Origin of the sequence: Streptomyces sp. NPDC048254, from assembly GCF_043201895.1 — a bacterium.
Lineage (GTDB): Bacteria > Actinomycetota > Actinomycetes > Streptomycetales > Streptomycetaceae > Streptomyces.
The window spans coordinates 85,756-105,587 of record NZ_JBICZJ010000005.1 but is presented as its reverse complement, the minus strand read 5'-3'; the positions used below and the strand labels follow the sequence as shown (position 1 = coordinate 105,587).

The window sequence follows — 19,832 nt, the reverse complement described above, 5'->3', positions numbered from 1 at the left end:
TAGCACGAGACAATGATCACTAGCCGGCTGTGCGTACTACTTGGGGAGGTCTGGTGAGTCCGAGTCCGCGTGAGGTGTTTCTCCGGCTTGTTCATGGGGTCGCCGAGGGGAACCTCAGCGAGTTGCCCGACCTGTATGGCTAGGTCACCGATGTCCGGCATCCGATGGCGACGCCGGAGTCCGAGCCGTTGACGAGTCGGCGTGCGCTCCAGGAGCACTTCACCGTGCCACCGGAGGGTCCGGAGTCCTTGCCGAAGAGGCGGGTCGTCGATGTCCTCGTTCACGAGACCGCCGATCCCGAGGTGATCGTCGCCGAGTTCGCCTACGAGTTCACCTTGCCGGACGACTCCACCGCCAAGGTGCCCTGCGTCTTCGTCATGCGTGTCCGGGACGGCCGGATCATCGAGTCACGGGACTACATCGACCCGATCCGTGCGTACACGGTACGCGGGGACCTTGACCTCCTCATCACGTCGTTGCGGAAGGACGTTTCCTGAGGCTCATGGGTTCACGCGGGGTGCGGGGCCGACCTCCTGGCCCCCCGCCGTCGGCCGCGGTGGCCGCCCACCAGCCGGCAGACGACGTAGACGGTGAACGAGATGGTCGTGACGTAGGGGCTGATGGGGATGGAGCTGCCCAGGGCGAGCAGGATCCCGCCCTCGATCGAGAGCACGGCGAAGGCCACGCTGAGCAGCGGGAGCAGAACCGGTGAGGCGGTGACGCGGGCGGCGGCAGCCGCCGGCGTGACCACGAGGGTGAGGACCAGCAGGGCACCGACGACCTGCACGGACAGGGCGACCGTCAGACCGAGCACCAGCATGAAGGCGAAGGACAGTCCCCGCACCGGCACCCCGCGGGCCTCGGCGACGTCCGGGTCGGCACTGGCGAAGGCCAGCGGGCGCCAGATGACCGCGAGGACGACGAGGACGAGGGCCGAGGTGCCGAGCAGCCACTTCGTCTGCGGGGTGTCGACGGCGACGATCTGCCCGGTGAGGAGACCGAACTTGTTGGCCGCCCGGCCTTTGTAGAGGGCGAGGAAGAGCACGCCGAGGCCGAGGCCGAAGGGCATCAGGATGCCGATGGCCGAGTTGCGGTCCCGGGCGCGCGCTCCGAGGATGCCGATCGCGCCGGCCGCGACGAGTGAACCGGCGATCGAGCCCGCCACGATGTCGGCCCCCGCCAGCAGCGCCGCCGACGCACCCGCGAAGGACAGCTCGCTGATGCCGTGCACCGCGAAGGGCAGGTCGCGCATGATGACGAAGACCCCGGCCAGGCCGCCGACCAGGCCGAGCGCGGCACCGACGATCAGGGAGTTGCGGACCAGCGCCAGCAGTTCGCCGTAGTTCTCGAAGCTGAAGACCTGCTGCCAGATCCCGTCGGCGAACGTCATGAGCGGACTCCGTCGGTCCGGTGGGCTTCCCGGGCGGGGTGGTGGGGCGGTGCGGCGACCTCGTCGGGTGCTCCGACCACCACGACCCGGCCGTGCACACGGACGACGTCCACCTGGGTGCCGTACAGCCGGGACAGCGATGCGGACGTCAGGACCTCCTCGGGTGTCCCGGTCCGGTGGCCGCCCCGCGCCAGGTACAGCACCCGGTCCACAAGACCGAGGACCGGGTTGATCTCGTGGGTGACGAAGACCACCGCCGTGCCGTGGGAACGGCGCCGGGCGTCCACCAGTTCCGTGACGGCCCGCTGGTGGTTCAGGTCGAGGGAGAGCAGCGGCTCGTCGCACAACAGGATCCGCGGATCGGTCGCCAGGGCCTGCCCGATGCGCACCCGCTGGCGCTCGCCTCCGGACAGCAGGCCGAGCGGGACATCGGCGTACGCCGACGCCCCGACCGCCTCCAGGATCCCGTCCACCCGGCGGCGGACGGCGCCCGTGCGCGGCCTCGGCCCGAAACGGTGCCCGTCGATCCCGAACCGCACGAGGTCGCGGGCGCGCAGCAGCGCCTGCGCGGACAGGGCCGCCTGCTGCGGGACGTACCCGATGTGCCGGCCGCCCTTGTGCGCGGGCCGGCCGAGGACCGTCAGCGTTCCGGCGGACAGCGGCTGCCGGCCCAGCAGGGCACGGACGAGGCTGGTCTTGCCCGACCCGTTCGGCCCGAGCACGGCCAGGAACTCCCCTGGCCGTACGTCGAGATCGAGGCCCTGCCAGACCACCCGCTCGCCGTAGGACACGGCGGCTCCGCGGAGGCTGAGCACCGGTGCGGTGCCGCTGCCGCCGGCCTCCGTGTCGCCGCGGCGGGAGTGAGGTACGGGTGTCACGGCCGCTCGCCTCACTCGGCCAGCGCGCCGGCGAGCGCGTCGACGTTCGACGTCATCCAGCCGAGGTAGTCCTTGCCCTTGGGCAGCGTCTCGGTCACGGGCACGACGGCGACGCCGGCCGCCTTGGCCGCGTTCTCGACCTTCTCCGTCTGCGGACCGGAGGTCTGCGCGTTGTAGACCAGCGCCTTGACCTGCTTGTCGCTGTACAGGGCCAGGGTCTCCCGGAGGATCCTCGGAGAGACGTCGCTGCCTTCCTCGACGGCCTCGCTGAACTCCGCGGGCGTCTTGTCGACCAGGCCGCTCGCCTCGGTCATGTACAGCGGCACCGGCTCGGTGATGCCGATGCCCGCACCGCCGTGTTCCTTCTTGATCTGCGCTTCCTTCGACTCCAGCCGGGTGAGCCGCGCCTTGAAGGTCTCGGCGTTCCGGGTGAAGGTCGCGGCGTCGGTGGCATCGGCCCTGCCCAGGGCGGCGGCGATGCTGTCGGCGATCTTGGCGACGGTGGGGAAGTCGTACCAGACGTGCTCGTTGAGCTCGCCGCCCTTCGGGGCGGTCTTCCCGGAGACCTTGACGGCGTTGATCACCTGGGCGGCGGAGTCGCTGCTCTTCAGCATGCGGTCGACGAAGTCGTCGTAGCCCCCGCCGTTCTCGACGACGACCTTCGCCTTGGACAGGGTCAACTGGTTCTGCGTGTCGGCCTCGTAGGAGTGCGGGTCCTGGTCGGGGTCGCTGATGATCGAGGTGACGTCGACATGGTCGCCGCCTATCCGCTCGACGATGTCGCCGTAGACGTTCGTCGAGGCGACCACCGGGATCCTGGACGAGGAGGCCGGGCCCGACGCGGAACTCCCGTCGCTTCCGGAGTCCGACGAGCTGCCGCAGCCGGCCAGGAGGGCCAGGGTGGCGCCGGCCATGAGCGCCAGGCTGCGGGACGGGGACGAGGGCATGGGTCCTCCACGACGGGTTGGTGCGGGATGCTTCGCAAGGGTGGGAACGGCCGGTCGAAGCCGGACCCCCGTCACGCTAGATGGAAATGAATGTCAGGACCATGGCTGGATCTAATAGATATGAAAATCGTTGCCAAGCCTTGACGTGACGCCGCGCGTGCGGCGGACTCCGTCGAGGTCGCCGCATGCGGGCATGTGCGTGTGGCAAAACCTGTCGTTTTACGTCTTGCGTGTGTGGTTCGAGGGTGTCGCGCCAGCTGTCATGAGGTGTCCGATCCTGAGCGCTTAATGACGGTTGTAGGCGGAAATGATTACGCCCGAACGGTCGTCGGAGCCGCTCGGCCGATGCAGGCCGAAAGGGAAGGTGCCTGTCGTGGGAGTGCCCCTGTATCTGCGACCACGACTGGAACCACCGCTCAGCTCGCTGCTGGAAGGCGGACCGTTCCTGCACTCCCTTGTCGACGCGCTCGGTTCGCCGCTCAACGTGCTGCTCCCGGACCGGATCGCCGAGAACGCCGAGCGGTTCCGGGCCGTCTGCCGTGCGCACCACCTCGCCGGGCGGGTGTACTTCGCGCACAAGGCGAACCGGTCCAGCGCGCTGGTGCGGAGGTTGGCGGCGGCGGACCCGGCCGGGGTCGGCATCGACGTCGCCTCCCTCGGGGAGCTGCGACACGCCCTGGGCGGCGGCTTCACCCCGGACCGGATCATGGCCACCGGCCCCAAGACGCCGGAGTTCCTGTGGCTGGCCGCCCGCACCGGGGTGACGGTGAACCTCGACTCCCCCCACGAACTCGACCAACTGGCCGAACTGGTAAGGAAGTACGGCCTGCCGCGCGTCGATGTCCTGCTGCGGCTCTCCGAGTTCGAGTCGGGTCGGGACCGCCAGGGCGTGCGACTGCTCTCGCGGCGCAGCCGCTTCGGCTGGCCGGCCGGGGACGTCGGCGAACTGCTCTCCGCCGTCGAACGGCACCGTGACGCCGTCGAGTTGACGGGCATCGCCTACCACCTGGACACCACCGCCCAGGCGGAGAAGGCCCGTGCCCTGGAGCGCTGCGTGAAGGTCATGGACGAGTGCCGGGCCCGGGGCCTGTCACCGCGCGTCCTCGACATCGGCGGCGGCTTCGGAGCCGCTTACGTCGCCGACGCCGGCGAGTGGGAGCGCTACACCACCGCGCTGACCGAGGCGGTGCTCGGCGCCCGCCCGCCGCTGACCTGGCGCGGCCACGGCTACGGGCTGCGCAACGAGGGCGGCACGGTACGCGGGACGGCCGCCCTCTATCCGGCGCACCGCCCCACCGCCGGCCCCGGCTACCTCGACGAACTCCTCTCCCTGCCCGCGCCCTCCCTGGGCCGCCCGTCGGCCACCCTGCTTCTGGAGCACCTGTACGACCTGTACACCGAACCGGGCCGGGCCCTGGTCGACCAGTGCGGGCTCTCCCTGGCACGCGTCCTGGACGTACGGCGTACGGAGGGGACTTCGGGGTCGGGCGAGTATCTGGTGCGTCTCGGGATGAACGCCGGGGACGTGAGTCTGGAGGAGCACGGTGTGCTCGTCGATCCGGTGCTCCTGCCCCGCCCGGGAGCGGAACCGGACGACGGCGAGGTCCCGGTGGGCGTGCACCTCGTCGGCAATCTCTGCCTGGAGGCCGATCTGATCACGCGCCGCACGGTCTTCCTGCCCCGGCTGCCGCGCGCCGGGGACCTGCTCGCCTTCGCCAACACCGCGGGGTACGCGATGGACTTCCACGCCCATCACGCACAACGGCAGCCGGTCGCCCGGACCGTGGCCGTCGTACGAGAGGGGGACTCCTGGCGCTGGTGCCTGGACGAGGAGTACTGGCCGATCACACATCCCGGGGGAGCCTGGTCATGAGGTACGACAGCATCACGGAGGCCATCGGCAACACACCGCTGGTACGCATCGACCCGGCCGTGCACGGCCTGCGCCACATCGACCTGTACGCGAAACTGGAGATGCTCAACCCCTTCGGTTCGGTCAAGGACCGGCCCGCCTGGAACATGGCCCGCCCGCTGCTCGAAGCCGCCGCCGGGAACGGCGAGACGGTCGTGGAACTCTCCAGCGGCAACACCGCCAAGGCCCTCGCCCTCCTCGCCGGAATGCACGGCCTGCGCTTCAAGAGCGTCACCAACCGGATGCGGGTCCCGGAGATCCGGGAACTGCTCCTGCTGCTGGGGGCCGAGATCGAGGAACTGCCCGGACAGAGCGAATGTCTCGACCCGACCGACACGGACGATCCGCTGACCCGCTTCCACCAGGCGCTCTCCGAGCCGGGAAGCACGTATCTGCACACCGATCAGTACTTCAACCCGCTCAACACCGAGGCGCACGCGGCCGGCACCGGCCCGGAGATCATCAAGGACCTGGACGGACGCGCCCCCGACTGGTTCGTCGCCTGCGTCGGTACGGCCGGTTCGTCGACCGGCGTGGCCAGGGTGCTGCGCGAGCACGACCCCGACGTACGGGTCCTCGGCCTGGTCGCCGACAAGTCGGACTTCATCCCCGGTATCCGCACCATCGACGAGGTGCACCAGGTGGGCCTGTTCGACCCGGCGACGTACGACACCATCGAGTCGGTGACCTCCGAGGAGGCCATCGAGGGCATGCTCACCCTCATCCGCCGCTGCGGACTGCTGTCCGGACCGACCGGCGGCGCCGCCTACCTGGGCGCGGTCCGCCATCTGCGGTCCCTGGACGCGGAGTTGACGGATTCCGCATCGCGTCACACGGCGGTCTTCATCGTCTGCGACCGGGCCGAGAGCTACCTGAGCTATGTACGGCAGCGTCGCCCCGAACTGCTGGGCGGGCCGCGCCGGGGACACTCCGTCACCGCCCTCACCGACGCCGAGGTCCGGGCCGGGGCGCGGACCGTGGACACCGAAGGCGCGCGGCGCTGGATCACCGCAGGCGAACCGCGCCCGCTCGTCGTCGATCTGCGCGGCCCGCACGCGTACGCCGCGCTGCACATCGAGGGGTCCGTCAACATCGTCGACGAGCTCTTCGACGAACTCGTCCGCGCCGGACTGCCCTTCAGCAAGGCGCAGCCCGTCCTGCTGGCCTGTCCGGTGGGCGAGAAGTCCGCCCGGTACGCGGCGCTGCTGACCCGGCTGGGGCATCCGGACGTCCGCAGCCTCGCCGGCGGGATCGTGGCGTGGCGGGACGCGGGTGCGCCGCTGGTGCGGGAATGAGCGTCGAGTCGTCCCGCCGGGCCGAATCGGTAGGCTGGCAGCGGGAGTTGCGGGAGCAGTTCCCCATCATCACCGCCCACCCCGAACTGGCCTACTTCGACAGCGCGGCCACCTCGCAGAAGCCCCGGGCCGTGCTGGACGCCGTACACGCCTATCTCACGACGGCCAACGCCAACGCGGGGCGCGGCACCTACCCGTGGGCCAACCGGACCACGGAACTGGTGGAGCGGACCCGGCAGCGGGTCAAGGAGTTCCTCGCCGACCCGGAACCGCGGCGATCCGCCGTCCACTTCACGAGCGGGACCACCGAGGGGCTGCGTACCGTCGCCCGGGACTGGCTCACCCGGTACCTCACCGACGGCGACGAGATTCTCGTCCCCTTCGCGGATCACCGGGCGAACCTCGACCCCTGGCTGGAGGCGCAACGGCTGCTGGCCGACCGGGGGATCGGCATCGGCGTGCGCGCACTGCCGTACCAGACGCGGTCGGGCGACTACGACCACCGGGCGCTGGACGACGTCGTCGGCCCGCGCACCCGTTTCGTCGCCGCCACGCACGTCCACCACGTGTACGGCGGCGACATGAACGTGCACCGCATCCGCGCGGCCGTCGGCCCGGACGTGCCGATCTGCCTGGACGCGGCCCAGAGCGTCGGCCATCTCCCGGTCTCCGTGGCCGAGTCGGCACTGGACGTCGACTTCGTCGTCTTCTCGGGACACAAGGCACTGGCCCTGCCCGGCACCGGGGCGGTGTGGGCGAGGAACGCGCGCGGCCCGGTGTTCGAGCCCGGCGGCTGGCAGGGCACGCCCAACACCGTGGGCATCGCCTCCCTGGAGGCCGCGCTGGACTGGCTCGGCGCGGTGGGCACGGACCGTGTCGCCCGCTGGACCGGCGCCCTCACGGCCCGGCTGACCGAGGGGCTGCGGCACCTCACCTCGTACGAGATCCTGGGCTGCCAGTCCAGTCTCGGTGCCGACTCCGCCCTCCCCGCCGACCAGCGGCGCCACGGCATCGTCACCTTCCGGCACCACGGCATCCCCTCCGACGACCTCGGCTTCATCCTTTTCAGCTACGGCTTCATGGTGCGGGCGGACAGTCTGTGCCAGGCCGGGGCGACCGCGAAGGACGGTTCGGTACGGGTGAGCCTGCATGTGTACAACACGGAGGCGGAGATCGACCGTCTGCTGCTGGTACTCGCGTCACTGGACTGAATACGGACTGAATACGGACTGAATACGGACTGGACTGAATGCAGGACGCAGGAACGAATGAAAACCGTTTCCACCTGTAGATTCGGCGGCATCGACGACAGGTGGGCGACGGAAGAGGTGGCGCGGCCAGATGGGCGTGAGCATGGCGACGGCCAGACACTGGGTGGAGCGCTGGGAGCGACAGCAACAGCGTTACGCCGTCGACCGCGAGGAGCGGTTCACCGTGATCGCCGATGTCGTCGAGCATGTCTCGGCCGGCCGGGCCAGGCCGCTGCTGCTGGACCTGGGCTGCGGGCCGGGCTCGCTGGCGGCGCGGCTCGCCCGGCGGTTGCCGGACGCGGAGATCGTCGCCGTCGACATGGACCCGCTGCTCCTGGAACTCGCCCGAACCCACCACGCGGGCGCCGCCCGCTATGTCGACACCGTGATCGGCGACGACGGCTGGACCGACGCCCTCGGCCTGGACCGCCCGCTGGACGCGGCCGTCTCGACCACAGCCCTGCACTACCTTCCCGAGGCGACGCTGCTGCGCACCTACCGCCGCCTCGCCGTACTCCTGCGCCCCGGCGGGGTCCTCGTCAACGGCGACCACTTCCCGGCGGCCGGCCCACCCTGCGCCGAACTCGCGGCACTGGTGGGCCGCCGGCAGGCCGAGCGCTCGCGCTCCGACGCGCACGAGGACTGGCGGTCCTGGTGGAGCGCGGCGGCCGCGGAGCCCGAACTCGCCGATCTGCTGACCGAGCGCGAGCAGCGCATGGCCGCACACGGCGGGGGCGGCGGCGACCACGACGTGACAGCGGCCCGCCACGCCGAACTGCTCCGGCAGGCGGGCTTTCGCCACGTCGCCCCCGTCTGGCAGTTCGGCGACAGTCACGTCCTCGTCGCCGTCAAGGACTGACCCCGGCAGAGGCGTCAGAGGCGTCAGAGGCTGAGGCTCATCAGGATCTCGTCGCGGTCGTCGCCGGGGGCCACGCGCAGTGCCCCCGGCCACCGCCCGACCTCCGTCCAGCCCAGCTTCCGGTAGAACACCTCAAGCCCCGTACCGCCTCGCGCGGTGAGACCCAGCCGCTCCAGGCCCATCTCGTCGCGGGCGATGCCGGGCACGCGACGCATCAGCGCCGCGCCGATGCCCAGGCCACGGAAACGGGGGTGCGTCTGGACGTGGTTGACCACCCCGCAGTGCGCGACGAGCGGATGCTGATCCCGGCGCAGGAGCAGCCAGCCCGCGAGCACGTCCTCCACGGTGGCGACGAGCAGCCGGCCGTGGGGCGGGCCGAGTCCGCGGACGATGCGGTCGACCTCGGGCGCCACGTTCCGGGTACTCACCGGCGGCAGCGGAAAACCGGCGGCGATGACCGCCCCGCCCGCGTTGGTCACCGCTGTCCAGCAGTCGACCAGCTCCCGTCTGAGGTCAGCGGTGGCCTCCTGGGGCCGGGTGACCTGTGCGAACGCGGGTGGCTTCCCCGTCACGTGCGCTGTCATGGCGGTCACCCTGCCAGACGGTCCGCCGCGGAGGTGATCAGTGTGGGTTCCGTCGTCAGGGCGTGCCGTGTCCTTACGCCCAGCAGCCGTTGACCGTGGCGGCGAGGCCGTCCAGGGCGTCCTTGGTGGCGGCGGGGTCGGCGGTGGAGTTGTTCTCGATGAAGGAGAAGATCTTCCAGGCTCCGTCTGCGGCCTTCGTCGGTCCGCTCAGTGCGATCGCGCCGGTGAGCGTGCCCGTCTTGGCGCTGACCTTCCCGACGGCGCACTGGGAGTCCACGGTGTCGAACCGGCCCCACTCGGGGCCCAGCGTCGAGCCCGCCTCACCCGCGACGGGCAGACCGTCCACGATGTACTTCAGGGTCCGGCTGTTGGCGGGGTCGTCGGCCAGGTCGAGGAGGTCGGCGATGGTCTGTGCCGGGATGCGGTTGGCGCGGGAGAGACCGCTGCCGTCGTGGATCTCGAAGTTGTCCAGCGACACGCCGTACTGGCCGAGGATCTGGCGTACGACCGCCGTGCCGTCCTCGAAGGTGGCCGGGCGGCCGGCGGCGAGCGCGGTCGTCCGCAGCAGGGTCTCGGCGATGTCGTTGTCGCTCACCTTGAGCATGTGCTCCACGATGGCCGACAGCGCTTCGGACTGGTGCTGTGCCACGGGGACGGTTCTGGTGCCGGCGACGCCGTGGGTGACGCTCCCGGTGACGGTGACACCCTGCTTGGCGAGGAGCTTGGCGAAGGTCTGACCGGCGTCCAGGGACGTGTCCGTGACGTGGTGGCCGTCGACCACCAACGCCCGTACCGGGGCGATGGAGTCGGGGTAGTAGCCGTCGTTCCAGCCGGTGGCGAGCGTGGGCTCGGGGAAGAGGCTGTCGTCGACCTGCACCTTCACCGAGGTCAGGCCCGCGCTCTTCAGGCCCGCGACGACGGTCGTGGCCATCGCGTCGAGGTCGGCGGAGGTGAGGGTGCGGTCCCCGCCTCCGACCAGGGTGAGGGTGCCGTCGCCGTAGACGACCTTCGTGGTGAAGCGGTGGTCGGGGCCGAGGACCGTCAGCGCGGCGGTCGACGTGGCCAGCTTGGTGTTGGACGCGGGCATCAACGCGGTGGTCGCGTCATGACCCCATACGACCTTGTCGGACTCGGCATCGATGACGACACCGCTCAGCGTGCTGCCCAGACGGGTGTCCTGGATACGGGTGCCGAGGTTGTCCGCGATCTTCTGCTCGGCGGGGTCGAGCGTGGCCGCGGCGGTCTTGGAGACGGTCTTCTCGGCGGCGAAGGCGGACGTGCCGAACAGGATCGTCCCGGCCACGGGGGCGGTCACCGCGATGACGGCGGCACGGCGGAGCGCCGGATTGATCGTCTTGTCCTTGCGGTGGCGTCCGCCCGCGCGGTCGGCGGAGGGCGAGTTCAGCATGGGGGCCTCGGTACGGGGTGTGGAGTGGGGGAGGTACGGAAGGTCCAGGGATCTTGGAAGGGAAAGTAACAGCTTCAACTGGCGTTACCCGTCGGTACGTTGTGCAGCGGGGGAGCGTGGCCGGTTTGCGACGGTGCGGGGCTTCCGGGGTGGCTCCTTCGACGCGTCGGCGAGGCCGTCCACGGCACGGCTGTGTGACGACGAGCCGACGCGCCGCCGATGCGCACCGAACCGGTTGACGTGCGGTTTTCACCGTGCACCGGGCTCACCGTGCACCGGGCTCACCGTGCGCCGGGCTCACCGTGCGCCGGGCTCACCGGGGCGCCGTTGCCCTGGTGCCGGTGCGGTGGGCCGCCTACCGCCACGCTGATCGCCGTCGGCCCCGCTCAATGGGGTCCCGCTCAGCCGCCCTCTGCGTGCCTGGCATCCATGCGGTAGCGTCCGCGCACGCGCGCGGCTCGTCTGGCCGGGTGGGGTAGGGGGGGCACGGTGGTACCGCGGCCGGGTGGCGAGACGGACAAGTTCGGCAACCGTTACGAGGGCGCCTGGACGGTCAGACATGCCTTGTACGTATTGCTGGGCTCGGGCTCGTCGCTCCTCGTGGAGCCTGGTGGACCGCTTGGCGACGGGGTCGAGTTCGTCTACCGACACGACCACGAAACGGAGGTGCACCAGGTCAAGCGGCAGAACCGCAACGCGAACAGCTGGAACGTGGCCGCCCTCCGTGACAAGGGGGTGTGGGAGAGCCTGCGTGCGCACGTCGAGGCGGGCCGGGCATTCCACTTCGTCTCCGTGCTTCCGGCCCGTGCGCTCGACGAACTCGCCGACCGCGCCCGCCGCTCCGACGATGTCGCCGCCTTCCAGGCCGAGTGGCTGACGGACGAACTCCGCGGTCCCTTCGACGCCCTGGCCTCGGCCGACATCTACGGTTCGGCAGCGACAGCCTGGAGGATGCTGAGAGGATTCCGCGTTGGTGTGCACGACGAACGGGACCTCGTGCACACCAACGCCGTCCTGGCCGAACAGGTCCTGGCCGGAGCACCTGGCCGCCTGGCAGCGCTCGCCCTCGGCCAACTCCTGCTCGACAACCTGGGCACCACCCTCGACGCCGAGGCCCTCACCGCCCGGCTGGCGCCGTACGGACTGCGGCGGGTCGGGCGGGCGGACGCTGTCGCGGTGTCCGACGCGGTGAGCGGGGCGACGCGACGGTGGGCCGCGACCGTCGAACGTGAGCTGCTTCGGCCCGTCATCCCCCGTGAGGAGGCCGCCCGCCTTGTGGCGGAGGCCAGGTCGGACCATCGACGGCTCATCCTGCTCACCGGTACTGCGGGCGACGGGAAGAGCGCCGTACTGCACCAGGCTTTCACCGTCCTCGACCAGGCGGCCACTCCGGTGCTCGCCTTCCGTCTCGACCGCCTGGACCCCTTCGGCTCGACCCATGAACTGGGGCAGCGCATCGGCCTGCCCCTGTCCCCTGTCGGTGCTCTCGGTTCCGTGGCGGACGGTCGGCCCTGCGTCCTCGTCGTGGACCAGCTCGACGCCGTCAGCATGGCCTCAGGGCGGATCCCGGAGGCCTTCGACGCGGTGGCCGACCTGGTGGACGAGGCGGCGGCACACCCGGGCATGCGGGTCGTCCTGGCCTGCCGTGCGTTCGACGCAGACGCCGACGCTCGCATCCGCAGGCTCACCACCCCGGACCACTGCGCGCGCGTCACGATCGAGTCCCTCTCCGACGCCCAGGTCGACGCCGCCGTCACCGGAATGGGCCTGGACGCCTCTCAACTGGGCGCCCAGCAGCTGGCGTTGCTGCGCTCCCCGCTGCATCTCGTTCTCCTCGCCCAGGTCGCGGACCAGGCGGAGGCCCTCTCCTTCCACACCACCCGGCAGCTGTTCGACGCCTTCTGGGACACCAAACGGGAGGAGTGCGCTCGGCGCCAGCCCTCCGTGCGCTTCCATGACGCGGTCTCGGCCGTCGTGGCCGCCATGAGCGCACGCCGGCGGCTGTCCGTGCCGTACAGCGTGCTCGACACGGACGACCTCGCGGCCAGCCGGAAGGTACTGGAGTCGGAACACGTCTGTGTGCGCGACGGCCGTCAACTGGCCTTCTTCCACGAGAGCTTCTTCGACTACGCCTTCGCACGCGACTGGCTCCGGCGCGACGAGAGTCTGGTCGCCTTCCTCACCGGCGGGGAGCAGGAGCTGTTCCGCCGCGGACAGCTTCGACAAGTGCTCGATCACCTGCGGGAGCTGGACCCCGATCGGTTCGCCGAGGAGATCGTGGCCCTGCTGACCAGTCCGGAGATCCGCTACCACCTCAAGGACCTGACCCTGGCCGTGCTGCGCGGCCTGGACGCTCCCACCGCCGTCGAGTGGGGCGCCGTCGCCCGTGTGCTGGACACGCGCCCGCCCTTCCGTGACCGCATGGTCGACATGGTGGGCATGCCGGCCTGGTTCCGTCGCGCGGACGACGAGGGGGTCGTCGAGAACTGGCTCGGCAGCGCCGACGCAGGAGAACAGGACTGGGCGGTACGACTGTTGATGTCGGTCACCGACACCTTGCCCGACCGGGTGGCCCGCGTCCTCGAAACACACGCCGCCGATCCCCGGTACGGGTCGTGGCTGGAGCGGATCGTTCCCTATGCCCGCCTCGCCCACAGCAGGCCGCTCTTCGACCTCCTGCTCGACGGCGTGCGAGCGGGCCTCTTCGCTGACGTCGAACACGTCCTGTGGGACCCGGCGGACATCCTGGCAGCCGAAGAGCCCTCCTGGGCGGTCGAGTTGCTGGACACCTTGCTGGCGGAAGGCCCGGACGCCCTCCGACTCGACGACCGAGGCAGTGTGGCGGTGCTCCTGACCCGGGACCACGCGGCACTCCAGACGGTGACCGCCGCCGCCGTCGGCGCTCCGGAGGAGTTCTGCGTGCGGATGCTGCCGGTCCTGTCGGCCGTCATGAGCCTGACCGCCTACCCGGCACGGACCGGACGCCCCGTCCCCGACCGGCACTTCTCGCACCGCCATCCCGGTGACGTTCCCGTCGACCTGGGCGACGCCTTGCTGCAAGGCGCGGCCACCGCGTTGCGGATGGTGGCCCACCGGGACGCCACGCGTGCGCGTGGGCTCGTGGAAGGGCTCGCCGACCTGCCGTACGAGGCGGCACAGTGGCTCCTCTACCAGGCACTGGCCGCGGCGGGACCCGCCCTCGCTCCGTGGTCCGCCGAGATCCTTCTCCAGGGCGGACACCGTTTCCTGTCCGGCTATGTGGCCAATGCCGTGTGGGGCGCCCGGGAGGTCCTCCGTGCCGCCGGTGACACCCTGCCCGACGACACCTTCGGGCGGCTGGAGCAGTTGCTGCTTCACCTGCGCCATCCCTCGGACGACAGGCTCTCGCCCTGGCACGAGTTCACTCTGCTGACGGCGCTTCCCGAAGGGCGGCTCTCCGAGCGGGCGGCGCGGCGGCTCGGCGAACTCCGCCGGCTCCACGGCGACCGGCGGGAGCCGGACGAACCGGAGGGAGCGACGGGCGGGTTCATCGGACCGCCCATCCCGTCGGAAGCGGCCCGGCACATGAGCGACGACCAGTGGCTGAGCGCCATGAGGAAGCACAGCCAGGACCGCACCGACCGGGCGACCTCCACCGGCGGGGCGCGCGAACTGTCGCACGTGCTGCGGAACATGACGGTGGCGGACCCTGGCCGGTTCGCGCGGCTCGCCCCGCGGATCGACGCCGGGACGCACCCGGCCTACGGTGCCTCACTGCTGCTTGGCCTGGGGGAAGCCGAGCCGTACGACGACCCGGAAACCGTCTTCGCGGCGGTGCGCCACTTCGCGGGCAGGGGCAGGCCCGAGCAGGACCGCTGGCTGGGGCACGCTCTGCGGAAGTACTTCGACCACGTGCCGCTCGACCTGGTGGAAGCCCTCCTCAGCCGCGCTCTCGACTCGGGTGAGCCGAGCGGAACCGGCGATCTGTCCGGCGCGGGCGGGGGCGACGTGACGCGCGACCTGCTCACCGCCGGGATCAACACCGTACGGGGCAGCGCGGCCGAGAGCCTGGGCGATCTGCTCCTCCACGACGCGGATGGTTCCCGCGCCGCCCTGGTCGTCCCCCACCTGGGCCGGCTGGCGGCCGACCCCTCCCTGGACGTCCGGGCCTGCGTGGCTCACCTGCTGGGTGCCGCGATCCGCCACGATCGCCCGGCGGTGGCCGATGCCTTCGCGGTGCTCGTCCGGTCCCCCGACCAGCTGCTGGCGTCACCGTACGTGCCCCGTCTGGCCGTCGCCCTGATGCACGGAGACCGGGCGGCGGCCGGACCGCTGACGGAACGGATGCTGCACTCCCCGGTGGCGCCGGTGCGTAGGGGCGGCGGGCAGGTCGCCGCGCTGGCCGCGATGGAGTGGGAGATGCCGGACCTGCTGGCGAAGGTGCTCGCTGGGAACGACACGGCGCAGCGGCAGGGAGCCGCCGACGTGTGTGCCCAGCGCCTCCTGAACACCGGTGACGCGGCGCTCGCCCACCACGCGCTCGTCCGGTTCTTCCATGACTCCGAGGAGGAGGTACGGGAAGCCGCCGCCGCGGTGGCCGCCGAACTGCGCGACCGACGTCTGGGGCCCTACCGGCGGACGATCACCGCACTGATCGACTCACGCGCTTTCGGGGCCGCCCTGACCCAGCTGCTGATCACGCTCGAACACGCCCCTGACCGGGTCGACGAACTGGTCCTGACGTGTGTACGGCGCTTTCTCACGGTCTTCGGCCCGGCCTCGGCCGATCCGCCCCGCCGTGCGGCGGGCGCCGCCCGCCACATCGGCCGACTGCTGGTCCGTGCCTACGTCCAGGCCACGTCGCCCGCGCGCCGGTCCGAGATCCTCGACCTGCTGGACCGGCTGCTGCTGCTCGGGTCCTACGGAGTGGCCGAGGCGATCAACGACGCCGACCGGCGCTGAACGCAACTGCCCGTTCTCGGTCCCGGACCGCAGGAAGTCGGGCGAATGCTCCCGCCGTGCGCCGCCGCGCGCCCCAGGGTGCGTCCGGCGCACCGGGCGGAAACCTTCGCCGCCGGGGTTGCCGAGTGCTGTGCTGTGCGGATGATGCACGGCTCGAACCCCAACGGTCGCGCGGCCTTCCTCGACACGTTGTCGCCCGAAGCTCGCGCGGCCTTCACCCGGCTCGGCACCCGACGCCGCTACGCCGTGGGCGACGTACTCATCCACGAGGGCGACCACGCCCAGGAGTTGGTGGTCCTCCATGAGGGCCTCGTGAAGGTGACTGCCCGGCTGGACCGTGACCGGGCGTCGCTCATGGACATCAGGATCGCCGGGGACGTGGTCGGCGAGGTGGCGGCGATGGGCGCCGGGCCGAGGTCGGCCACGGTCACCGCCTGCGGTGACGTGGTCGCCACCGTCGTCCCGCGCAACGAACTGGAGGCCTTCCTCCTCGCCCGTCCCGAGACGTCGCTGTCGCTCATTCGGTTCGTCTGCGGCCGGCTTCGCCGATCCGACCGCCTACGGCTCGAACTGGGCGGATACCCGGTCCCGGTCCGGCTGGCACGTGTCCTCGTCGAACTCGCCGCCACGTACGGGCAGCCCGAACGGAACTCGCTGCGCATCGACGTGAACCTGACCCAGCCCGAGTTCGCCGCACTCACCGGAGCCAGAACGCGCAGCGTGCACCAGGCACTCGCCCGGTTGCGGGACAAGAACATCATCAGCACCGACTCCCGGAAAACCTACGTACGGGACCTGGTCAGCCTGCGCAAGGCGGCCCGGCTGAGTGTCCCGGTCGCCTAGGGCCATGGCCAGAAAGCCGCACTAATGCGGCATTCTTGGCTGCCCCGCCCCTTCCTCGCACAGTTGGCGTGCATGCACCCAACCCCCCTTGGAAGGTGGCGAGTTGTCGTGAACGAAATCTCTCCTCCCGGCCCGCGGGAGGGCCTGCCGCACCGTCGGTTGTGCCTGGCCGCGGACGTGGAGCAGTACAGCCGTCTCGACACCCGGGCGCAGTCGGCCGTCCAGTCCGAGCTGGTCCGGATGCTCGATGAGGCGGCGACGCTGACCGGGCTGGACCGGGCCGCCTGGACGCGTCAGCCGCAGGGCGACCTGGAGTTCGCCGTCCTCCCCGAGGCCACGCCGGAGGCCGCCGTCCTGGGTCCCTTCGTCCATCACCTCGCGATCCGCCTCGGGGACCGCAACGCCCGTCCGGCCGCCCAGCGGGTCAGGCTGCGGATGGCCGTGGACACCGGCGTGGTCGCGGACGCCGCCCTGGGCCACGCCGGCCCGGCTCCGGTCGCCGTGGCGCGCTATGTCAACGCGTCCCAGCTCAGGACCGTACTCGCCACCCTCACCGCAGCGGATCTCGCCGTGATCGTGTCGGACCGCCTGTACCAGGACGTCGTGCGGTCCGGGCGGCCGGACCTCGACCCCGCGCAGTACGTGCAGGCCCATGTGCGGGTGAAGGAGTTCGGCGGCTACGGCTGGATCCGCGTGCCGGGCTACGCGCCGGACGACGTGCGGTCGGCCGTGGCCGAGACGCAGGGGCCGAAGCCCTCGCCGGACGGCCGCGCCGCCCCAAGCAGGACGGCGCTGTCCCAGTACGTCCACCAGGGTGTCGCCGTCGGCCGGGACGTCGCCGGCGGTCTCACCGTCGGCCTGCCCGTGCCCCCTCCGCCGGCTGGCCCCGGGCCCGCCCGGTGACGGCCGCCTACGAACCCCCGCCGTCGCGCGAGCGCGGCGACAGCCAGTGGGCGGACTACGGGGTGAACGTCGGCCACGCCGTGTACGGCGGCATTCACTTCCACCCGGCCGCCTCGCCCGCCGCACGGCTCCGACGCCGGAACGGGACGGCGTACCCGGCCCGCATGACGTGGCACGCGGCTGTGCGGTCGGCCCTGACCGATCTCGCACGTGCCTGCGGCCGAGCCGCCGCCGCGCTGGCGTACCTCCGGCCCGACGAGGCCGGAAAGGAGGAGGGATGACACCGACCGGACCCGGAGGCGTCTTCGCCCGGATCGACCGGGGCGTCCTCGGACCGCCCGGCGGAACACGGCCGTCCCTCACGGTGCACGTCGGCTCCTGTGCGGTCCTGCTCTCCCCGGAGGAGAGCAGGAGGGCGCTCTACGGCCCGCGACGGGACGCGGTGCTGGGCGCGGCGGTCTGGCGACAGGCCGTCGCCGAGGCCCGGGGGGAGCCGCGGAACACCGACGGCGCCGGACGGCTGCTCGTCGTTTGGCTGGCCCTTCCCGGGCTGTACCGGCACCTGCACCGGATCCTGCGCCTCTGGCGGCAGGTCGACCGGGCCGACCTGGAGGCGGAGGCCGTCCTGGCCGTGCTTGCCGCCCTCGACGCGGCGGACCCGGACGGCCCGGACCCGGGCGGTCGCCTGGTCAAGGACGCGGTGAACCGGATGTGGGCCTACGCGAAGCGCGTCACGCGGGAGATCCCCGTCGTCGACATCGGTGCCTTCGCCGAGGCCCGCGACGCCACCGTTCCGTCGGAGGAACGGCCCCTCCCGCCCGGGGGATGGGAAGTGCACATCACGCCTCCGCCACGCCGCGAGGGCCTGTACGCCACGCTCCGCTTCGCCGAGCCGCACCCGCGGCAAGGCGGCCGGCGGACCGCCACCCGCCTGCCCGACCTGGTGTTCCGGGCCCGCCGCCACGAGGAGGCCGACCTCATCGGCACGCTGGTCCTGCGCCCCGCGGGAGCGCGGCGGTGAGCGGGCGGTCCGGTCCGCCGCTCGGTTTCGCGGAGGCCCTCGACCTGCCCTTGAGCGTCGACCTGCGCACAGCCGCCCGTGCCTTCGGTATCTGCCCCGCGACGGCGTACAAGCTGATCCGCCTCGGCGCCTTCCCGTGCCCCGTGTTGCGGGTCGGCGGACGCTACCGCATCCCCACCGCCTACCTGCTGCGCACCCTCGGCATCGAGGAGCGACCGGTGTACGCCGTCCCCCTGGAGGACGACGCCGCGCCCGCAGCCCGGCCCCACGACATCCACGCCCGCGCATCGGAGGTTTCCGCATGATCTCGTCACAGACGCTCCGGCAGGAGTCCGACCAGCCCCGGATGTGCTTCGTCGTCGGCCCCATCGGCGACCCGCACGCCGCGCACGGCAGCCCCGAGCGTGAGGCGTACGAGCACCATCTCGGCATCTTCGAGCAGGTGATCGCTCCCGCCTGCGAGAAGTACGGCATCACCGCCGTGCGTGCGGACGGCATCGCGCACGCCGGTGACATCAACGAGCAGATCTGCCGGCACGTCGTCGAGTCCGACCTGGTCGTCGCGGACGTCAGCGGTGGCAACCCCAACGTGATGTACGAGCTGGGGCTGCGGCACATCACCGGCAAGCCGACGATCCACATCGGGGAGGCCGGGCAGCTGCCCTTCGACATCGCGTCGATCAGGACGATCCGCTACCAGCGGACGCGCAGCCAGCTGGCCGGAGCGCGCAAGGAGATCGAAGGCGCCCTGGCGGCCGGGCTCCGGGACGGCTTCGAACTCCTCACACCGGCACGGGTGCTGCGCGGACTTCAGACCGGTGACGGACCGGCCTCCGACTCGGAGGCCGACGACGGCGGGAACGGGGAGGACGAGGACTCGCCCGGTCTGCTCGACGACTTCGCCGTGATCGAGGACGGCCTGGACGAGATGGCCGCCGACATGGAGGCGATCACGAAGACCATCGAGACGATCGAAGCGCTGACCGAGCAGTCCGGCAGCGAGATGCTCGATCTGACCCAGGCGAACGCTCCCGCGAGCGCACGGCTTGCCGCAGTCGCCCGGTATGCGGAGACGATCAGTGCGCCGGCGGGCGAACTGAACACCGTCGCCGGCGCGTTCGCGGAGCGGATGGCGACCCTGGACAGCGGGGTGCGGGCCGCGCTGGGGCTCATCGAGATGACGCCGCCCGACGAGCGCGGCGAGGGAGCGGAGGAGTTCCTGGAGCAGCTGATGTCCCTGGACGAGGCCGCGCAGGAGGGGTTGGTACAGATCGGCGCCTTCGGTACCACGGTGGGCGCCATGGTCCGGGTGAGCCGGCACCTCCGAAAGCCGGTGAAGGAGATCTCCTCGGCGGTGCGGCAACTGACCTCCGTCATCACGAGGATGGGGGAGTGGGCGGCCAAGGCCCGCGCTCTGGCACCCGTTGCCACTGCCTGACTCTGCCCTCCCAGTGCCCGGGCCTCCTCAGAGGCCCGGGCACTGCGCGCTCCGGACGAGGGTCGGGGCGAAGGGAATCGCCGCCCACGACCCTGCTACCGAGAACAACAAGGGGACCGAGAACGGGCGCCGCCGCAGGCACCGGCAGGCGTTGGAGGCGCTT

17 protein-coding genes are annotated in these 19,832 nt (G+C 71.4%); 12 read left to right on the top strand and 5 right to left on the bottom strand.

All coding sequences use genetic code 11. From position 1 onward, the window contains the following. Positions 1-188: 188 nt before the first annotated feature. Positions 189-497, top strand: coding sequence for a nuclear transport factor 2 family protein (locus ACGFZQ_RS15875; RefSeq protein WP_393840865.1), 309 nt, complete (start codon positions 189-191; stop codon positions 495-497). An 11-nt stretch (positions 498-508) separates the two neighbouring features. On the opposite strand, the gene ACGFZQ_RS15870 is transcribed toward ACGFZQ_RS15875, so the two are convergent. The 3 genes from ACGFZQ_RS15870 to ACGFZQ_RS15860 form a co-directional block, all read right to left on the bottom strand. After that, positions 509-1,390, bottom strand: coding sequence for a metal ABC transporter permease (locus ACGFZQ_RS15870; protein ID WP_393840864.1), 882 nt, complete (start codon positions 1,388-1,390; stop codon positions 509-511). Then, a complete protein-coding gene (locus ACGFZQ_RS15865) occupies positions 1,387-2,205 on the bottom strand; it encodes a metal ABC transporter ATP-binding protein (RefSeq protein WP_393841193.1) in 819 nt (272 codons plus the stop codon). Before ACGFZQ_RS15865 ends, ACGFZQ_RS15870 begins: the two co-directional genes overlap by 4 nt. 74 nt (positions 2,206-2,279) lie before the next feature. Then, a complete protein-coding gene (locus ACGFZQ_RS15860) occupies positions 2,280-3,215 on the bottom strand; it encodes a metal ABC transporter solute-binding protein, Zn/Mn family (protein WP_393840863.1) in 936 nt (311 codons plus the stop codon). Positions 3,216-3,618: 403 nt separating this feature from the next. Between ACGFZQ_RS15860 and ACGFZQ_RS15855 the strand changes: the two genes are divergently transcribed. From ACGFZQ_RS15855 to ACGFZQ_RS15840, 4 genes are all read left to right on the top strand, one after another. Further along, positions 3,619-5,088, top strand: coding sequence for a Y4yA family PLP-dependent enzyme (locus ACGFZQ_RS15855; protein WP_393841192.1), 1,470 nt, complete (start codon positions 3,619-3,621; stop codon positions 5,086-5,088). Next, on the top strand, positions 5,085-6,422 hold the full coding sequence (locus tag ACGFZQ_RS15850) for a pyridoxal-phosphate dependent enzyme (protein WP_393840862.1): 1,338 nt from the start codon (positions 5,085-5,087) through the stop codon (positions 6,420-6,422). The genes ACGFZQ_RS15855 and ACGFZQ_RS15850 overlap by 4 nt, the downstream gene beginning before the upstream one ends. Further along, on the top strand, positions 6,419-7,633 hold the full coding sequence (locus ACGFZQ_RS15845) for an aminotransferase class V-fold PLP-dependent enzyme (protein WP_393840861.1): 1,215 nt from the start codon (positions 6,419-6,421) through the stop codon (positions 7,631-7,633). Before ACGFZQ_RS15850 ends, ACGFZQ_RS15845 begins: the two co-directional genes overlap by 4 nt. 130 nt (positions 7,634-7,763) lie before the next feature. After that, positions 7,764-8,531, top strand: a complete 768-nt coding sequence (locus ACGFZQ_RS15840; protein WP_393840860.1) for a class I SAM-dependent methyltransferase — start codon at positions 7,764-7,766, stop codon at positions 8,529-8,531. 23 nt (positions 8,532-8,554) lie between these two features. Here ACGFZQ_RS15840 and ACGFZQ_RS15835 read toward each other — a convergent pair whose 3' ends face one another. Next, the gene (locus tag ACGFZQ_RS15835) at positions 8,555-9,115 is read right to left on the bottom strand and encodes a GNAT family N-acetyltransferase (RefSeq protein ID WP_393840859.1); all 561 of its coding nucleotides are present in this window, start codon (positions 9,113-9,115) and stop codon (positions 8,555-8,557) included. A gap of 73 nt (positions 9,116-9,188) precedes the next feature. Next, positions 9,189-10,523 carry a D-alanyl-D-alanine carboxypeptidase/D-alanyl-D-alanine-endopeptidase gene (dacB, locus tag ACGFZQ_RS15830; RefSeq protein ID WP_393840858.1) on the bottom strand — a complete coding sequence of 445 codons (1,335 nt, stop codon included), beginning with the start codon at positions 10,521-10,523 and terminating at the stop codon, positions 9,189-9,191. 489 nt (positions 10,524-11,012) lie between these two features. Between dacB and ACGFZQ_RS15825 the strand changes: the two genes are divergently transcribed. The 7 genes from ACGFZQ_RS15825 (at position 11,013) to ACGFZQ_RS15795 (ending at position 19,669) form a co-directional block, all read left to right on the top strand. Further along, positions 11,013-15,464 carry a hypothetical protein gene (locus ACGFZQ_RS15825; RefSeq protein WP_393840857.1) on the top strand — a complete coding sequence of 1,484 codons (4,452 nt, stop codon included), beginning with the start codon at positions 11,013-11,015 and terminating at the stop codon, positions 15,462-15,464. A gap of 141 nt (positions 15,465-15,605) precedes the next feature. Then, positions 15,606-16,307 carry a Crp/Fnr family transcriptional regulator gene (locus ACGFZQ_RS15820; protein ID WP_393840856.1) on the top strand — a complete coding sequence of 234 codons (702 nt, stop codon included), beginning with the start codon at positions 15,606-15,608 and terminating at the stop codon, positions 16,305-16,307. A 108-nt stretch (positions 16,308-16,415) separates the two neighbouring features. Further along, complete coding sequence (locus tag ACGFZQ_RS15815; RefSeq protein ID WP_393840855.1) at positions 16,416-17,210, top strand: hypothetical protein; 795 nt, start codon at positions 16,416-16,418, stop codon at positions 17,208-17,210. After that, positions 17,207-17,491: a hypothetical protein gene (locus ACGFZQ_RS15810; protein WP_393840854.1), complete on the top strand. Its 285-nt coding sequence runs from the start codon at positions 17,207-17,209 to the stop codon at positions 17,489-17,491. The genes ACGFZQ_RS15815 and ACGFZQ_RS15810 overlap by 4 nt, the downstream gene beginning before the upstream one ends. Continuing rightward, the gene (locus ACGFZQ_RS15805) at positions 17,488-18,231 is read left to right on the top strand and encodes a hypothetical protein (RefSeq protein WP_393840853.1); all 744 of its coding nucleotides are present in this window, start codon (positions 17,488-17,490) and stop codon (positions 18,229-18,231) included. The genes ACGFZQ_RS15810 and ACGFZQ_RS15805 overlap by 4 nt, the downstream gene beginning before the upstream one ends. Beyond that, positions 18,228-18,536: a helix-turn-helix domain-containing protein gene (locus ACGFZQ_RS15800; RefSeq protein ID WP_351697821.1), complete on the top strand. Its 309-nt coding sequence runs from the start codon at positions 18,228-18,230 to the stop codon at positions 18,534-18,536. Before ACGFZQ_RS15805 ends, ACGFZQ_RS15800 begins: the two co-directional genes overlap by 4 nt. Beyond that, the gene (locus ACGFZQ_RS15795; protein WP_393840852.1) at positions 18,533-19,669 is read left to right on the top strand and encodes a hypothetical protein; all 1,137 of its coding nucleotides are present in this window, start codon (positions 18,533-18,535) and stop codon (positions 19,667-19,669) included. The genes ACGFZQ_RS15800 and ACGFZQ_RS15795 overlap by 4 nt, the downstream gene beginning before the upstream one ends. The last annotated feature ends 163 nt before the right edge of the window (positions 19,670-19,832 follow it).

What these genes read in the sequence shown, in the direction of transcription:
- ACGFZQ_RS15835 (WP_393840859.1), bottom strand. Translation starts at nt 9,115, where the DNA reads ATGACAGCGCACGTGACGGGGAAGCCACCCGCGTTCGCACAGGTCACC.
- ACGFZQ_RS15795 (WP_393840852.1), top strand. Translation starts at nt 18,533, where the DNA reads ATGATCTCGTCACAGACGCTCCGGCAGGAGTCCGACCAGCCCCGGATG.
- ACGFZQ_RS15840 (WP_393840860.1), top strand. Translation starts at nt 7,764, where the DNA reads ATGGGCGTGAGCATGGCGACGGCCAGACACTGGGTGGAGCGCTGGGAG.
- ACGFZQ_RS15870 (WP_393840864.1), bottom strand. Translation starts at nt 1,390, where the DNA reads ATGACGTTCGCCGACGGGATCTGGCAGCAGGTCTTCAGCTTCGAGAAC.
- ACGFZQ_RS15820 (WP_393840856.1), top strand. Translation starts at nt 15,606, where the DNA reads ATGATGCACGGCTCGAACCCCAACGGTCGCGCGGCCTTCCTCGACACG.
- ACGFZQ_RS15860 (WP_393840863.1), bottom strand. Translation starts at nt 3,215, where the DNA reads ATGCCCTCGTCCCCGTCCCGCAGCCTGGCGCTCATGGCCGGCGCCACC.
- ACGFZQ_RS15805 (WP_393840853.1), top strand. Translation starts at nt 17,488, where the DNA reads ATGACACCGACCGGACCCGGAGGCGTCTTCGCCCGGATCGACCGGGGC.
- dacB (WP_393840858.1), bottom strand. Translation starts at nt 10,523, where the DNA reads ATGCTGAACTCGCCCTCCGCCGACCGCGCGGGCGGACGCCACCGCAAG.
- ACGFZQ_RS15845 (WP_393840861.1), top strand. Translation starts at nt 6,419, where the DNA reads ATGAGCGTCGAGTCGTCCCGCCGGGCCGAATCGGTAGGCTGGCAGCGG.
- ACGFZQ_RS15850 (WP_393840862.1), top strand. Translation starts at nt 5,085, where the DNA reads ATGAGGTACGACAGCATCACGGAGGCCATCGGCAACACACCGCTGGTA.